Annotated in this window: 14 protein-coding genes; 8 read left to right on the plus strand and 6 right to left on the minus strand. The window is 64.2% G+C overall.

The window, feature by feature from the left end; translation table 11 throughout:
• Positions 1-170: 170 nt before the first annotated feature.
• From LVJ94_31175 to LVJ94_31185, 3 genes are all read left to right on the plus strand, one after another.
• Positions 171-467 carry a hypothetical protein gene (locus LVJ94_31175; protein WXB01368.1) on the plus strand — a complete coding sequence of 99 codons (297 nt, stop codon included), beginning with the start codon at positions 171-173 and terminating at the stop codon, positions 465-467.
• 179 nt (positions 468-646) lie between these two features.
• Positions 647-1,006 (plus strand): hypothetical protein, encoded by a 360-nt coding sequence (locus LVJ94_31180; protein ID WXB01369.1) that lies wholly within the window; start codon positions 647-649, stop codon positions 1,004-1,006.
• Positions 1,007-1,009: 3 nt separating this feature from the next.
• Positions 1,010-1,954 (plus strand): hypothetical protein, encoded by a 945-nt coding sequence (locus LVJ94_31185; GenBank protein WXB01370.1) that lies wholly within the window; start codon positions 1,010-1,012, stop codon positions 1,952-1,954.
• 90 nt (positions 1,955-2,044) lie between these two features.
• Here LVJ94_31185 and LVJ94_31190 read toward each other — a convergent pair whose 3' ends face one another.
• Positions 2,045-3,712 (minus strand): DUF3459 domain-containing protein, encoded by a 1,668-nt coding sequence (locus tag LVJ94_31190; protein ID WXB01371.1) that lies wholly within the window; start codon positions 3,710-3,712, stop codon positions 2,045-2,047.
• Positions 3,713-3,774: 62 nt separating this feature from the next.
• Between LVJ94_31190 and LVJ94_31195 the strand changes: the two genes are divergently transcribed.
• Positions 3,775-5,406 (plus strand): hypothetical protein, encoded by a 1,632-nt coding sequence (locus LVJ94_31195; protein ID WXB01372.1) that lies wholly within the window; start codon positions 3,775-3,777, stop codon positions 5,404-5,406.
• Here the strand turns inward: LVJ94_31195 and LVJ94_31200 are convergent.
• Together LVJ94_31200 and LVJ94_31205 are read right to left on the minus strand one after the other, a co-directional pair.
• The gene (locus LVJ94_31200; GenBank protein WXB01373.1) at positions 5,354-5,704 is read right to left on the minus strand and encodes a hypothetical protein; all 351 of its coding nucleotides are present in this window, start codon (positions 5,702-5,704) and stop codon (positions 5,354-5,356) included. The two genes, LVJ94_31195 and LVJ94_31200, sit on opposite strands and share 53 nt — an antisense overlap.
• Positions 5,705-5,732: 28 nt before the next feature.
• Positions 5,733-6,590 (minus strand): MOSC domain-containing protein, encoded by an 858-nt coding sequence (locus LVJ94_31205; GenBank protein ID WXB01374.1) that lies wholly within the window; start codon positions 6,588-6,590, stop codon positions 5,733-5,735.
• 55 nt (positions 6,591-6,645) lie between these two features.
• Between LVJ94_31205 and LVJ94_31210 the strand changes: the two genes are divergently transcribed.
• Together LVJ94_31210 and LVJ94_31215 are read left to right on the plus strand one after the other, a co-directional pair.
• The gene (locus LVJ94_31210; protein WXB01375.1) at positions 6,646-7,563 is read left to right on the plus strand and encodes an NAD(P)-dependent oxidoreductase; all 918 of its coding nucleotides are present in this window, start codon (positions 6,646-6,648) and stop codon (positions 7,561-7,563) included.
• Between the two features lie 8 nt (positions 7,564-7,571).
• Positions 7,572-9,635 (plus strand): FUSC family protein, encoded by a 2,064-nt coding sequence (locus LVJ94_31215; GenBank protein WXB01376.1) that lies wholly within the window; start codon positions 7,572-7,574, stop codon positions 9,633-9,635.
• Here LVJ94_31215 and LVJ94_31220 read toward each other — a convergent pair.
• Positions 9,584-10,024, minus strand: a complete 441-nt coding sequence (locus LVJ94_31220; GenBank protein WXB01377.1) for an ester cyclase — start codon at positions 10,022-10,024, stop codon at positions 9,584-9,586. The two genes, LVJ94_31215 and LVJ94_31220, sit on opposite strands and share 52 nt — an antisense overlap.
• A 107-nt stretch (positions 10,025-10,131) precedes the next feature.
• On the opposite strand from LVJ94_31220, the gene LVJ94_31225 reads away from it, so the two are divergent.
• The gene (locus tag LVJ94_31225) at positions 10,132-10,704 is read left to right on the plus strand and encodes a DUF6058 family natural product biosynthesis protein (GenBank protein ID WXB01378.1); all 573 of its coding nucleotides are present in this window, start codon (positions 10,132-10,134) and stop codon (positions 10,702-10,704) included.
• 16 nt (positions 10,705-10,720) lie between these two features.
• Here LVJ94_31225 and LVJ94_31230 read toward each other — a convergent pair whose 3' ends face one another.
• A complete protein-coding gene (locus LVJ94_31230; protein ID WXB01379.1) occupies positions 10,721-13,498 on the minus strand; it encodes a DUF4982 domain-containing protein in 2,778 nt (925 codons plus the stop codon).
• Positions 13,499-13,622: 124 nt separating this feature from the next.
• Here LVJ94_31230 and LVJ94_31235 point away from each other — a divergent pair, with 124 nt between their 5' ends.
• Entirely contained in the window at positions 13,623-14,804 is a 1,182-nt protein-coding gene (locus LVJ94_31235; GenBank protein WXB01380.1) for a beta-lactamase family protein, read from the plus strand.
• Between the two features lie 7 nt (positions 14,805-14,811).
• On the opposite strand, the gene LVJ94_31240 is transcribed toward LVJ94_31235, so the two are convergent.
• Positions 14,812-15,051, minus strand: a complete 240-nt coding sequence (locus tag LVJ94_31240) for a hypothetical protein (protein ID WXB01381.1) — start codon at positions 15,049-15,051, stop codon at positions 14,812-14,814.
• Positions 15,052-15,120 lie beyond the last annotated feature (69 nt).

A 15,120-nucleotide genomic window follows, 5' to 3' on the forward strand; every position in this document is an offset into this window, starting at 1 on the left:
ATGGCCTAACTGCGGTCCCATGCTGTCGCACGGAGCCATGATAGCGCGAATCGTCTCCGGTGCGGTCCTCGGAGCGGTGATTGGCTACGAGCGCGATCGGCATGGACGTCCGGGGCAGGTTTGCGCACACACCTTTTGGTAGCCGCCCTCAAGTTGGCTCGGCAACCTTCATGGTCGTCTCTTCGCAATTTGCATATTACCAACACTTCGCCCAGGGCGAGGGCGTCGAGGTGGACGCATCGCGCATTGCCACGTCGGTGGTCTCGGGCATCGGCTTCATGGACGTCGTGTCCGAGCTGGGCGCGACGGTGCGCGACGTGAAGTATTCGCGGCGTCTCGATACGAAGAAGCACACCACGCTCACCTTCGACGTGAAGCTGCCGCTCTGCGTGACGATGGGGGAGCTGGTCGACACCATCGAGCGCCATCCTGGCGTGAAACGCGTGAGCGTGGTTTTTTCCAGGTAGATTGTTGCGCCATTTGTACGACAAATCGATTGTCGCGATCAGAAATTGAAGCCAATGCCAACACGGTATGGCTGTATGATTTGACTCGAAGTCACCAAACCAAACTACGCACCCCCGCAGTAACACTCCGGCCTACCGGCCGTCGTGGGTCTCCTCGGGAGACTCACAAGGGAGGATGTATGAAAATGGCACGAAGTGCGCTGTTGCTCGCAGCGTTTCTCGCTGGCTGTAATATGGGCAGCGCGGATTCATCGGAGAATCCCGCCGGCAGTTCCGCAGTTCCCACCGCCGAAGACGTGAAGGATGCGACCAAGCAGATCGCACCGATCTTCGATCGCTCCAAGGTGACGGTGCAAGTCGTACCCGGTGGCACGGGTGGGAGCGCCGACATGAACGGTGGATTCCAGAGTGCGATGCTCGCGCGCATCAATCCCGACGGCACCGTCTCGCAAGAGTGCGTCGAGTCCGCATCGCAGGCCGAGGCCTTCTTCTCCGCACATATCGGCATCAAACTCCCCTTGTCGAAGAGGAAGGAGTAAGCCATGCGCGCACTTCCCATGCTCGGCGCCCTGGCGCTGCTTTCCATGGCGGGCACCGCGCAGGCGGTGACCATCACGATCATCAACAAAGACGCCACCGGCGCCGGACTCAACGACGCGACCACGGTCCAACCCGTGGGCGGCAACCCCGCCACCACGGCAGGCGAACAAGCGTTGAACGTCTTCAAGAAGGCGGCAGAGATTTGGGGCGCCTCGCTCGGCGGCGACGTCGAGGTGAAGGTGGAAGCCTCCTTCGTGCCGCTGCAATGCAGCGAAACGTATGGCACGTTGGGATCGGCGGGGCCGATATCCAGCTATTGGGATGCCTCGTTCCCCAATGCGTCGGTGTGGTATCCGATTGCCCTGGCCAATCAATTGGCGGGTCGCGATCTCAATACCAGCAAGGCAGATATCCAGGCGCGCTTCAATTCGGAACTCGGCAAGTCGGGTTGCCTTTCCAGCCGCGGTGGTTGGTACATGGGATTCGACGGCAACCACGGGAACCGGATCGACCTGCTCACCGTGATTCTGCACGAGTTCGGGCACGGTCTCGGGTTTCTGACCTTCGTCAATGGCAGCACCGGCGAGGAGATGAGCGGGCGCGCTGACATCTTCGAGACGTTCTTGCGCGACCGCACGCAGAACAAGCTGTGGACCGGTCTCACGAACGACGAGCGCAAAGCCTCGGCCTTGAACAACCGCAACGTGAGCTGGGACGGCGCCGCCGTGAACGATGCCGCCTCCGGCGTTCTCACGTCCTCCACCCCCACGCCGCTGATGTACACCCCCGCGAGCTACGAATCGGGTTCGTCCGTCTCCCATTGGGATAAATCGCTCTCACCGAATCTGCTGATGGAGCCGGTCATCAACAACGATTTGACCCACGGGTTGGATCTCACGACGTCACTGATGAAAGACATCGGCTGGTCCGTCACCCCGCAACAATAAGAAGAAGGAAACCGCCAAGGCGCCTCTCTTTTGGCGGTCCTGGCGGTTTCTTCTTCTCCATGTGACGCTGTTCGAGGGCTCGGTGATTTTTTAGCCCAGCGCGATGACGAGCCCCTCGTCGGCACGCAAGCGAAGGCTGCTCAGATCACGCCGTTCGCCCTGTGTATCGGCATACGTCGAGACGAGCACTGTGCCGAAATCCGCAGTGGGCAGCGATAGACTGCGCTCGGTATCGGCGAAATTCAGCGCAATCAAGCACCGCTGCCCATCGTCCGCCTCACGCAAGTACGCGAAGCAATCGCCCTCTCCATCGTGCACGGTGCGATAGCTTCCACCCTGCAGGGCAGGCGTCTTCGCCCGTAGCGCGAGCAGCGCACGCGTCAGGTGCAACATGCTTCGCGCATCCGCCCGCTGCGACGCCACGTTGCGCTCGCGATAGTCAGCCCCCACGGGAAGCCAGGGTTCCGCGCCCTCCGCGCAAAACCCTGCATGGGCGCTCGCATCCCAGTGCATCGGCGTCCGCCCCGGATCCCGCCCCACCCCGATGCCCGGTACCCGCAACTCCCACGGATCGCGCGTCTGCTCCGGCGCGATGACGCCATTGAGCATCCCCAATTCCTCGCCGTAGTAAATCGTCGGGGTGCCCCGCAAGGTCAGGAGCATCATCATCGCCACCCGCGCGCGGGCCTCGGTGCCGAGGCGGCTGGCAATGCGCGGCTCGTCGTGGTTGCCGAACACGTAGTTTGGCCAGGCGCCCTTTGGCAGACTGCCCTCGATCTCGCCCACCAGTTGCGCGGCGGCGCGGGCGGTCCACGGGGTCTTCAACAGGCCGAAGTTGAACGGCATGTGCAGCTCGTCCAAATCGACGCCGTAGTACGTGGCCCATGTTGGCCAATGGAACTCGTGGATCTCGCCGATGGCCACCTTGTCCGGGTAGGCGTCGAGCACGCGGCGGAAGCCTCGGAAGATCTCGTGGATATCCGGATGCCCCTGACTGTACAGCGGCACCAACGTATCGTAGTCGCCGAAGGGGCGGTGGTAGGTCGGCTTGCCCTTGTTCGGGGGGTTGTCCCGCATTTGCGGGTCCTTCATCATCGGCAACGGCGCGTCGATGCGGAAGCCGCTAATGCCACGATCGAGCCAAAAGCGCAGCACCTCGTGCATCGCCGCGACCACCGATGGATTGCGCCAATTCAGATCCGGCTGCTCGGGCAAGAAGGTGTGCAAGTAGTATTGCCCGCTCGCGGCATCCCACTCCCAGGCCCGCCCACCGAAGATGCTCAGCCAATTGTTGGGCGTCCCAGGACCCGCTTGCGGGGCCGTTCCTGGACTGCCGTCGGGGCGTGGATCGGCCCACACATAGAATTCGCGCTTGGCGGAATCGCGCGACGAGCGCGATTCGATGAACCATGGATGTTCCTTCGACGTGTGGTTCGGCACGAAGTCCATGATGATGCGGATGCCATGCGACGTGGCCACGGCGACCAGCTCGTCGAAGGCGGCCAAGTCGCCAAAGAGGGGGTCCACGTCGGTATAGTCTTTTACGTCGTAACCGAAGTCGGCCATGGGCGACGGATAGAACGGGGAGATCCACACCACATCGATCCCCAGCCATGCCAGGTACGGCAGACGCGAGGTGATTCCGCGCAGATCGCCCACGCCGTCGCCATTGGAATCGAGAAAACTTCGCGGATAAATTTGATAGACGACGCCGCGCTGCCACCAGCACGCGCCGTCATGGGAAGCTATTGGATCCATGGGCCTCGTTTCCTTGGGTTGCCCCCGTCAAACGGAAAATTCTGATATCGTTTTTCCGCTTCATGAAAAAGACTTTGCTTTGGATGGCGGCACTCGGCTTTGCTCTTGCAGCATGTGGCGGATCGGGGGCAGGTCCCTCGGCCGCCGGTCCGGAACGAGAAGGGTCAGCTTGGACGGAGGTCGCGAGCCCCCACTTCACCTTGCGGACGGACTTGGACGCGAAGACGGCGCAGGACGTTTCGTCGCAGCTCGAAACCATCTTTTCGTCCCTCCTGGAGCTCGGTTTCGATTCTGCGCTCGGTCCTGCAACGGAGATGCGAACGCATATCGATCTCGTCTACTTCCGGAACGGCGATGAATACCGGCGCGTGGCCCCCAAGTTGAGCGTGGGCGAATTCCGTCGAGAGCTTCACGACTTCGAAAGGACGCCCCTTGCACTCTTCTACGGTGACTTCGTTCAGCGAACCCGGGAGATCGTGCAGCACGAGTTGACCCATTTTTTCGTGCACGCCCACTATCCGCAAGCCCCCATTTGGCTCGACGAGGGGTTGGCCGAGTATTTCTCCACGCTGGAACTCACCGACGGGTCCGCCGTTCTGGGGCGACCGCCCAAGATGCTGCGCTTCTGGAAAGGGCCGTGGCACAGCGAAAACGTCGACGGCGAAATCCGCACCAGCATCCCCATGAGCGAAGCCATCCCCGTGGGGACGCTCCTTGGAATGGATGTTCAAGCCTTCGAAGGCATGAGCAATGCCGACCCCAATACCGCCGCCGGACAAAAGGCATCTCAGGCCATGGCCACGAACTACGCGAGCGCATGGAACCTCGTGCACGTTCTCATGGTGGATCCCAATTACCGACGAAGGTTCGACAAGTATCGACGTCGCTTGCTCGAGGGCGACGCGAGCGACATCTCGTGGGAGGAAACCATGGACGACGTTCCCCTTCCGGCGCTGGAGAAAGCTTACGAAGCTTCACTGGTGCGCTTCGAGACGACCATTCAGCGCACCCAATATGCGCCACCGCGCACGCCCGCCCCGCGCGTGCGAGCCCTGTCGGACGCCGATGTCCACGTGATGTGGGCGCGACTTCGAAATTGGGAAACGCCGGAAGGACGCGCGGCGGCCGAGGCGGATATGAAGGAGGCGGCCGCGCGTGAGCCGCTTCATCCCGATTTGGCGGCACTCCGGGCCTATTGGTCGACGCGGCAAGACGATCTCGAGAACGCCGCCAAGGCGCTCGAGCCTGCCCTCGCCGCGCGGCCGAACGATGCGCGATTGCTCAATGCCCTGGGCTGGGTCCAGGTCCGCCGCATCGCGAAGAAGGAGCTGCCGCCCTCCGCGCTCGATCCCGTGGTGGCAAAGCTGACGCCCATCGCTTCCACGGCGGCGGAGTTCGATTTGCTCGCGCATGGCCGCGCCGTTCACGGCGATATGAATGCCGCCTTGACCTACGAAAAGCGCGCCACCACCGCCGATCCGAGTTGCTACGCGTGCTTCTTCTACGGCTCCATCCTGCTCGACGCGAAGGGTCGCGTTCGCGAAGCCTTGCAAGCGGCCTCCCTGGCCGTGCACATGCTGCCCGACGGAGCTCAGGTCCCCAACGAGATGCTCACCCAAATGGCGCTGTACCGACGTCGCCTCAGTGAGACAACCGGGAATGCGCCTTCGGCTCCGAGGCCGCCCACACGATGACGGGGCGGTCCGTGCGCACGCCGGCCATGGCCTGCTCCACCTCGACGGGGAATTCCGTGTTGCGCGTCTCGAAGTGACCGCGCAAAAAGGCGCGCTTGATCGGGGGCGACGTCGGTCGCTCCGCGGCGGCGCGCTCCTCGGCTTCGTGCACGGCGCTCATGTCGAGGGAGCCCATCGTCGCGGCGGGGTAGGCGGCAGGTTCGCCCGTATTTCCCGTGCTTCCCGCCGGCGATCCGCACGCACCCGCGCCAAGAAGTGCCCCCATTGCAAAGATGGCAAAGCCGATGCGCGTCTTCATGAGAGGAGCGTACCGCTCTCCCTGCGACTTACAAGACGCGGATGACGTCGCCGACCCAAATGACGCCTTCCTGGTCCGGCGTGATGTTCATGCCGAAGGTGGCACCCCCGTTCCACTTGTGGTGGCGCGCGAGGGTACGAAGCGGCTCTTTGCCCTTCGCCAGCGTACGGGGCTCGATGGTCGTCATGATGCAACGCGTGCAAGGTTTGACGACGCGAAACATGACGTCGCCAATCTGGATGCGCTTCCAATGGTCCTCGGCGAAGGGCTCCTCGAGATCGGCGATGACCACATTTGGGCGAAACCGCTGCATCGTCACCGGCGCCTGGGGTTCGCCACGCTCGCGCGCATCTTCGGCGATCCACGCGTTCAATTGACGAAGCGACGCGAGGGTCGTGATCAGGAGAGGAAACCCATCGGCGAAACCGACCCGATCCCCAGGGTCGCCGTACATCGGATCGACGGGACGGCGCGTGGCCGGATCGTCCATCCAGACGAGGCGAACGTCGCTGCGGCCAAGCAAGGAGCCAAACCATGCATCGGCGTGTGGCCCCGCCAGCGTGGCTTCGAAGGAATCGCGGTGCAGGCGCACCGGAATGCGCTCGTAGGGCGGGGACGGCGGAACGAGGCGGAGTGGCTCGGCGTGGGGACCTCGGGCGATGAGGATGCCGTTCGGGTTCACCGGGGCGTCGAGCGAATCGGATTCGGGCTCCGCCGTCACCACGAACAGGCGCGGCGCCTGGCGGGCACTGATGAGAACGCCGTCACCATCGACGAGCATCCAGCGGCGATCGCCGAACGGCCCCCACTTTTCGACCTTGATGGCTGGCGGATTGAGCCCGCCCGCCGATTTGATGGGATAGACGTGCAGCGAAGAGACAAGCAAGGAAAGCCCCTTTTCCGTGGGTCCGTGGGTCGTGCACTGCTTTAGCATGGCCCCCATGACCAACGTCGAAATCGCTCCGGGCAAAACGCGGATTGGGTGGATTGGCACAGGCGTCATGGGCGCATCGATGGCGGGCCACCTGCTGTCGCGCGGCTACGCCGTCACGGTAACGAGCCGCACCCGGAGCAAGGCCGAATCGCTTCTTGCCAAAGGAGCAAGCTGGGCCGACACCCCGGCCGACGTATCGAAAGCGTCCGACGTGGTGTTCACCATGCTGGGCTTCCCCAAGGAAGTGCGCACCGTCGCCCTGGGCGAGGGCGGCTTGGCCGCGACGGCCCGCGCGGGGCAGATCTTCGTCGACATGAGCACGAGCGAACCCAGCTTGGCGCGCGACATCGATGCGGCCTGCCGCGCGCGCGGCGCGCACGCCGTCGATGCACCGGTGTCGGGCGGCGATGTGGGCGCGCGCGAGGCGCGGCTGTCGATCATGATCGGGGGCGACGCCGCCATCGTGGAGTCGCTCACGCCACTCTGGGAAACGATGGGAAAGACCTTCGTGCGGCAAGGCGATGCGGGCGCCGGGCAGCACACGAAAATGGTGAATCAGATTTTGATCGCCACCGGCATGATTGGCGTCTGCGAGGCGCTCCTCTATGCGCACCGCGCGGGCTTGGATGCCGAGCGCGTCTTGCAATCCGTGGCGCCGGGGGCGGCAGGGAGCTGGTCTCTCTCCAATTACGGACCGCGCATCCTCGCCGGCAATTTCGACCCCGGATTTTACGTCGAGCACTTCATCAAGGATATGGGGATCGCCCTCGATGAAGCCAAGCGCCTCGGACTGAGTTTGCCCGGGCTCGCGCTGGCCGAGCAGCTTTATCTGTCGGTGCAGGCTCTGGGTTGGGGCAAGAAGGGTACGCATGCGTTGCAGTTGGCGCTGGCGCGACTTTCGGGCATCGACTGGGAGCGTCGCTAAGAAGAGCGATGCGCGCCACGCTCGACGCGATTGTTCCGGATATCGCCAAGGGGCTGCGTGCGGCCGTGGCGACGGTGGTGCCCTTTTACCTCGTAGGCGCGCTGGATCGGCCCGAGCTCACGTGGGTGGCGCTCGGCGGCTGGCTCGGCTCGCTCGCCGATCCGGGTGGTGCGCGTGGATCGCGGGCGGCCGGCATTTTCGTCTTTGCCACGGTGGGCGGTTTGCTGGTGGGCCTCGCCCAAGCGGTATCGCCGTGGCCTTGGGCGGTGACCCTCGTACTGGCGGCGTCGGGGTTTGCGACGTCGATGCTTCGTGCCGTCGGCGGGTGGGGCGGCAGCATCGGCATGATGCTGCTCATCACCATGTGCGTCGCCGTTGCGCGCACCACGGGCACGCCGGTGCGCGACGGTCTGTTCTTCTTCTGCGGCGCAACGTGGGCCATGCTGCTCTCGTCCATCGTGTGGCCGGTGTGGACGCATCGGCCCGTGCGCCGCGCCATCGCCGAGATTTTCGGAGCGCTCGCGCAGTACGCGTCGGGGCTTGCTACGAACTTGCGCGAAGTCGAAACGTCGAAGCCGTACCTCGACGAGGATCACTGGGGAACGCTCGCGCGCACGAACCAGCGCGCCATCCGCGCGGCGATCGAGGAGGCACGTGCCGTGTCGGTGGCCTCGCGCACGCGGCGTTCGGGCGAGAGCTTGCTCGGGAGCAATTTGCGGCTTCTCATCGGCAACGCCGAAATCGAGTTTTTCGCGTTGATTGCCTTCGGCGAGGAGCTGGAAACGCTGACCAACGTGACGGGCCGGGATGCGGCGGCGCGCACGTTGGATGCACTCGCGGCGCGCTACGAAGAGATCCGCGCTCGGCTGCAGATGCGCGACGTGCCCGCCGTCGATCTGCATGCGCGGCCCGACGCGGCGCTCACGCCGAACAGCCCCGTCGCGCGGCTCGCCGATCGGCTGCTCGAGCGAAGCCGGCTGGCGCTCACCGTGGCGCGGGCGCCGGATCAGGTCACGGTGAACAACGACGAGCAGGATGCCCCGCAAGCGCACCGCGCGATGCTGCGCGATCTGCGCGACGAGTGGGAAAGCTTCGTCGATGCGTTCTCCTTGGGGTCCTCCGTTTTTCGGCACGCGCTGCGGGTGACGATCATGATGGCCGTGGCCTACGTCATCGCGCGCGAGGTGTCGCCGACGCACATCCCGTGGGTGACCATCACCGCGCTCGCGGTGCTGCAGCCCTACCCGGGATCGGTGGTGCAACGGGCCATCGAGCGCGTGGTGGGGACGGTACTGGGAAGCGTCGTCGCGGTGGCCATCATGGTGGCCGTCCACGATCCGCTGGCCTTGGCGCTGATCATGTTTCCGCTGTCGGCGGCGTCCGTGGTGACGAAGCCGCGGAGCTACCGGCTTTTCACGTTCTTTCTCACGCCGGTGTTCGTGCTGGTGGCCGCCCATTTCGAGTCGAGTTGGTGGACGGCGGCCGCACGCACGGGCGATGCGCTCATCGGCGGTCTGATTGCGTTGGTCTTCGCGCTGGTGCTCTTTCCTTCACGCGAGCAAAAGCGGTTGGCGGACGCGCTGGGCGGCGTGGTCGGGTCGCTCGCGCGCTACGCGGATACGATGTTCGACATTCTCGAAAAGGGCGACCGTGGCGAGACGGCGACGCGTACGACGGCGGCGCGGCGAAGCGTAGGCCGGGCGCTCGGGGAGGCGGAGACATCGCTCGAGCGGATGCTCGCCGAGCCGCGCAGTTTCCACTCGGGCGTGGACGACGCCGTGCAGCTCGTGACGTACGCGCGCCGTTTTTCGGCCGCGCTGACGGCGCTGGATCTGCAGCTGGCCGCGCACAAAGTGGCCGATTCGCCCGATCGGGCAAATATTCTCGGGCCTCTGCGGGCCTACGTGGACGGGGTGCTCGAAGCCACCGGTTCGTTCGTGCGCGAAGGACGGCGTACACCGCTGCCTGCGGCACCGGCGCTTCCGGCATCGGCCGACGCCTCGCTGCGCCGCGTGCTCCGTCACACGGAGCTGGTCGCGAGCGTCGCTTGGGGAGGCTCGGGCCGCAGCTGACCCGCGTACGGAACGGGCGCGCCCACGACCTCGCGAAAGCGCAGGGTGTCGAACACGATGACATTTTCCGCCACGCGCCCGTCGCGCAGGCGAATCCGATCGATGCCATTCAAGGTGAACGGACCTTTGGCCCCCGTCCCTCGCGCCATCCATCGGATGAAGAGCAAATCGTGGTGGATGGCATGCTCGAGGACCTCGAGGCTCAAATCGGGAACGAGCGCCAACACTTGGGCAATACGCGCCGCGTACGCCACCACGCCGCGCGCAGGTTCTTCCGTGCCCGGCCAGTGCCCCACGACATCCTCCGTCACGGCGTGCGCAACGAGCGATGCGTCCGGCTTGGCCCAAAATTGTGCGAAGTTTTCGACGGTGAAGGCTTGCGTTGTCATGCTTCGAAACCTTTCACCGCGAGGACGCTCCGTCGATTACCTGCGAGGTAACCATCGTTCGATGGCCATCGAAATGAATGCGACCGCGCCTGGGCTACGGTGAGAGCATGATCGAGCAGGACCTCATCTACATTCGTGCCAATTACGTCAGCCTGGCCGCGCTCGCGGCAACGCGCTCGGAGACCGAGGAGGAGCTGCGTGCGCATGTCGCGGCGAAGCGGCTGCCCGGGCCCGCGTACGTGCTGCCCGATGGGACCGAGATGTTCCCGCGGGATTGGCTCGCCCTGGCGGATCAATCGGGCGGCATCGACCATGCGCGCGCCGAGTTCATGCGGCGCTTCATCGCGGCATCGAACGAGGAGGGCGAGCCCGCGGGCGAGGAGAGCGCGGCGGAGGAATGGACGAATTACCTCGGCGGGATGTATGCCGTGTGCCTGCGCGAGGTGACGCCGGAGAACGTCTTTCGCAAGGAGAGGCTCGTGCGCCGATTGACCGAGCAACTCGCCTCCCCTGCCCCGAACGACCCGGCATGGCGAGCGCGCCTTCGCGCCGACGTCGACGCGCTCGACCAATTGGAGCGACCCTTTGCACCGTACGACCGCGTCCGTTTCGGCGGGCCGGTCACGCGCGATCGGCTCATCACCGCCGCGCGTGCACGTTACCCTGCGTGCTTCGAGTGATCGCCCTCTCCGCTGACTACGGCACCAACAGCGTGGGACCGCTCGAGACGACCATGGCGCGGTCCACGACGACGTAGCCATCGCCTTTGACCCGCACGTTGAGCGTGTGATTGCCCTCGGCCAAGGTGGGGCTCGTCCACACGGCGACGTTGCCGCGGCGCGGTCCCTTCAGCGAGACGTCGGTCTCGGCGCCGCCGTCGATCGACACGGCGGCGGTGCCGTGGATCGTATCGTAGACGCCGTACAGCACCACGCGCTGGCCACGGAAGGCCAAGGTCACGGTGTCGCCCGCGACGTTGTCCCACGAGTTGTCGCCGCTGAAACAGCCGCCCGAGCATCCGCCGTGGCGCCAGCCCGAGCCCACGTAATTGAACCGATTCGCGGCGGTGCCCTGTGCAGAGTCGTTCACATCGTTGACGAAGCCGAATCCGTAGGCGCTGGCGCCGGCGGGAACGGTGTCGGCGACGAACGGCGTCGCACTCACGCTGACCGACGCAGTGGCAAGCCCGGGCGCGCTCGCCGTCAGGGCGATGCTTCCCGTTCGGCCGAGCGCCGACTTGAGGTACACCGCCCCGCGCCCCGCCTCCAACGTCAACGGACTCTCGCCGATGAGCGCTCCTGGCCCGGCCACGGCGAAGCTCACCTTGGAAGCGTCATACGGAACGGCCTGATCGTGCGCATCCAACGCGCGCACCACCACCCGCGTCATGTCCGCACCATCGGCTTGAATCGCCGCATCGTCGAGGGTCAGCGCCAACTTCGTCGCGGCCCCGGGCGTGTATTGCGTGGCCGTCTTGGCGATGCCCCCGCCAATCCAGCAATCGGCACGCAGACTGCCTGTCGCAAAGGTCACGCCGTTGAATTGGAAGAACGGGTGCGGCAGCGACGTGTACGCGTTGGGGTTGATTCTCCCTTTGGACACCCCATTGGCGAAAAGCTCGACCTGATCGCAATTGCCCGCCACGTACACCGAATTGCTGGACGACGATGTCCAGTAATTGTCAATCGACACGTACGGGCCATACTTCGCTGGATCGCGCTGCGAGGAGAATGCCGACGCGGAGAATTTCGGCAAACGGAAGATGTCCGACACGCCATGGTAGCAAGTGGCATCGTGGCACGAAGCCCCCGTGTTGAACGTCGTATTGTAGTCGAACGCCGCCCAGCCCATGGCTCCGGAGATGTTCGCCTTCGATGCGGCCGTGTTCTGCACGTTGAGGTGCGTCTGCATGGTACCGATCAGCGTGCTCTCGGGATCCCACGCCTGGTGCGGCTTCGTGTGCCCGACCGATTCCGTGATGAGCCATGGGAGCACCGCCGGATCTTGCGCGGTGCCGGAGAAGTCGTTGTACGTGTACAGATCCTCCAGGAACTCGCTGCTCCGGAAGTTGCGCACGCCGCAGGTGGGACGCGAGGGATCGAGGGCGCGAGCCTTGGCATTGGTGGCCACGTAAAAGTCGTGGTCATCGCCCGATTCGTTGATGCGCACGCCCCATGTGATGATGGACGGGTGGTGCCGATCGCGGGTGACCATCTCCTCCACGTTGTGAATGGCGATGTTCTTCCAATTGGCATCCCCAATGTGCTGCCATCCGGGGATCTCCTCCAGAACGAGGAGGCCAATTTCGTCCGTGCGGTCCAAAAATTCCGGATCTTGCGGGTAGTGCGAGGTACGAACGATGTTCGTGCCCAATTCGTACTTGAGAATATCGGCATCCTTGGCCTGCAACCGATTCGGCGCAGCACGCCCGATGTACGGATATTGCTCGTGCCGGTCGAGACCGCGCAGCTTGAGCCATTGGCCATTGAGGTAGAACTTGCCGTCGCTTCGACGAAACTCGATGGACCGGATGCCCACGCGCACGTTGCGTTCGTCCACCAGGGCCCCTCCGTCGCTCACCTGGGTACGTGCAGTATACAAATAGGGACTGTCCGTGTGCCAAAGCTTGGGCGACGCGACGGACACATCGTAGCTGAATTCCGTGGCCGCATGCGGCTGCACGGCCAAGGTCGCCGAGCCGGTGCCCACGACCTGCCCGCTGGCATCCACCAGGGCGGTGCTCACCGTGGCCGTCTTGGCGGTGTCACCGTCGTTGCGGACATTGGTTCGGGCGCGCACCGTTGCACGACCATTGGCGATGGACGTCGTGCTCACGAACGGCGTGTCGGCGTGGAGCGGATCGGTGACGACGAGGTTCACGTCCCGGACGATGCCGCCCCAGACGTAGTAGTCGACGGACCCGCCCTCGGGCGGAATGTCGCCATGCTCCGTCGAATCAACCTTGACGGCGATGACGTTGTCTTGGCCGCCGCCCAGGTGCACGAGATCGGTGATGTCGAAGGTGAACGAGGTGTACGACCCTTTGTGCTGGCCGACCCACGTCCCGTTCACGTACACGTCGGCAATCTTGGCGACGCCCTGGAATTCGACGGAGATGCGGCGACCCGCATAGTCGCTGGGCAAGGTGAAGTGCCGGCGGTACCACGAGACGGGTACTTCGAAATCGATTTTGCCGAATCCCTTGTGGGGATGAAGTCGAAAATACGGCAATGTCACCGGCACGAACGACGCTTCGCTCGATTCCTGCGGGGATACGGCCTGCCCATTTTGGCCGGGCACGTCGCCGGCAAAGAGCCATTGCGTATTGAAGTTCAGCGTGCGCCGGTGTGACTCAGCAGGTCCGACGGCGGACGCCGACGCGGTGCGCGAGGTTTCGCCTTGCTGGGGTACTTCGCCATTTCCTGCACACGCCGCCAAGACGGCGGGGACGACGATCGTGACGAGTCGTTTCATGTCCGAAACCTCCGGACGCGCGACGCTACACGAGCCCGAAGAACGAGTGAACGAAATGCGCCAGGCGGGCACTCACCTACCGAAGGGACGCAAGACTCGAATGATCCATCGGAAGGAATTACGCATGGCAGGGTGCGTGGCGCTGGCCTTTGTCATTGGCTTTCTTGGCGCGGGATGCAGCACCGAAACGTCCGACCAACCCATCGTATCAACCCACGCGCAGCGCGATGCGGACGTCCTGCGGGAGGCCGGTGCACCCGGCGTGCTGGCGTTGATCAACCTCGACGGAAACATCGTTCGCACGCAAAGCGGTGTTGCGGATGTCAAAACGAATGCCGCCATCGCCGAGAATGCCACCTTCCGTGCGGCCAGCGTGACGAAGACCTTCGTCGCCACGGTCGTGCTTCAGTTGGTGGCCGAAAAGAAGCTCGCCCTCGACGACACCTTGAAAAAATGGCTCCCCGAGATCCTCGTCCCCAAGAGCGGAAACGATGGCTCCAAGGTGACCTTGCGCCACCTGCTGCAACAGACCAGCGGCCTGTACGACTACCGCCGCGCCCTGCCCGCGGACGAGACGGAGGAGAGCTACCTCCGTCACCGATTCGACACGTACACGGCGTCCGAGCTGACCAAAAAAGCGATGGCGCATGCGCCGGACTACGTTCCCGATCCGGAGCATCCGCGCTGGCAATATTCGAATACCAATTATCTCTTGCTCTCACGCATCATCGAGAAGGTGACGGGACGGGATTGGCAACGCGAAATCGAGACGCGCATCTTCGACCGCCTTCACCTCTCCGGGGCCAAGCTGCCGGGAAACGACGCCCGGCTTCCTGCACCTTATCTCGCGGGCTACGAGAGGTTCGACGCCGCCGGGGAATGGGTGGACGTGAGTGTCCGCAGCTCCAGCGCCGCGGGGGCCGCGGGTTCGCTCCTCGCCACGACGGATGATCTCGATAGGTTTTTCCGCGCACTCGCGGATGGCACCCTTTTGCCGCCCGCCGAGTGGGCGGAGATGCAAAAAACCGTCGTGGCGGAGGATTTCGCGGCCCTCATGCCCGGCATCCGCTACGGGCTGGGCGTATTTTGGTATCCCCTGACTTGCGGCGGCGGATATTGGAACGGCCTGGGCGATACCTTGGGCTACATGGTTCGTACCGCCGTCACCACCGATGGGCACCGCAGCGCCGTGGTCGCCGTGTCGACGGATCAGGGGCACGATACCAAGGATCTCGTGCGCCAAGATGCCCTGGTGCGCACGCTCATCGATCATGCTTTGTGCGCACCCATGCAGTGGCCGCTTTGAGCGGCGACTAACTCAGCTTCGCGCGCAACGTGGACAGCCTTTTCAGTGCATCCTCCACGGCCTTGCGTGTGGCATCGGTCAAATCTTCGGCCTTGCGCTCGATGTCGACGAGGCTTGGCTCCAGCTTGTCCCATTCCTCTTTCGCCTCCATGCCGGCGAGGTGCAGGCGGACGCGAACTTCGTCGCGAAGCGTCTGCATGCGTGAGATGCCCTTCTCGATTTCAGCCTTCAGCGTGTTGTCGCTCATGATGATTCCTCCATAGGGTGACGTTTCGACGCGCTGCGACGCGCCGTGCACGCCTTCGCAAGAGGCGTT

It is taken from the genome of Sorangiineae bacterium MSr11367 (assembly GCA_037157805.1).
GTDB classification, from domain to species: Bacteria; Myxococcota_A; Polyangia; order Polyangiales; family Polyangiaceae; genus Pendulispora; species Pendulispora rubella.

Coding starts and splice junctions, on each gene's coding strand:
- LVJ94_31175 (WXB01368.1), top strand. CDS start 171: ATGGTCGTCTCTTCGCAATTTGCATATTACCAACACTTCGCCCAGGGC.
- LVJ94_31180 (WXB01369.1), top strand. CDS start 647: ATGAAAATGGCACGAAGTGCGCTGTTGCTCGCAGCGTTTCTCGCTGGC.
- LVJ94_31185 (WXB01370.1), top strand. CDS start 1,010: ATGCGCGCACTTCCCATGCTCGGCGCCCTGGCGCTGCTTTCCATGGCG.
- LVJ94_31190 (WXB01371.1), bottom strand. CDS start 3,712: ATGGATCCAATAGCTTCCCATGACGGCGCGTGCTGGTGGCAGCGCGGC.
- LVJ94_31195 (WXB01372.1), top strand. CDS start 3,775: ATGAAAAAGACTTTGCTTTGGATGGCGGCACTCGGCTTTGCTCTTGCA.
- LVJ94_31200 (WXB01373.1), bottom strand. CDS start 5,704: ATGAAGACGCGCATCGGCTTTGCCATCTTTGCAATGGGGGCACTTCTT.
- LVJ94_31210 (WXB01375.1), top strand. CDS start 6,646: ATGACCAACGTCGAAATCGCTCCGGGCAAAACGCGGATTGGGTGGATT.
- LVJ94_31215 (WXB01376.1), top strand. CDS start 7,572: ATGCGCGCCACGCTCGACGCGATTGTTCCGGATATCGCCAAGGGGCTG.
- LVJ94_31220 (WXB01377.1), bottom strand. CDS start 10,024: ATGACAACGCAAGCCTTCACCGTCGAAAACTTCGCACAATTTTGGGCC.
- LVJ94_31225 (WXB01378.1), top strand. CDS start 10,132: ATGATCGAGCAGGACCTCATCTACATTCGTGCCAATTACGTCAGCCTG.
- LVJ94_31230 (WXB01379.1), bottom strand. CDS start 13,498: ATGAAACGACTCGTCACGATCGTCGTCCCCGCCGTCTTGGCGGCGTGT.
- LVJ94_31235 (WXB01380.1), top strand. CDS start 13,623: ATGGCAGGGTGCGTGGCGCTGGCCTTTGTCATTGGCTTTCTTGGCGCG.
- LVJ94_31240 (WXB01381.1), bottom strand. CDS start 15,051: ATGAGCGACAACACGCTGAAGGCTGAAATCGAGAAGGGCATCTCACGC.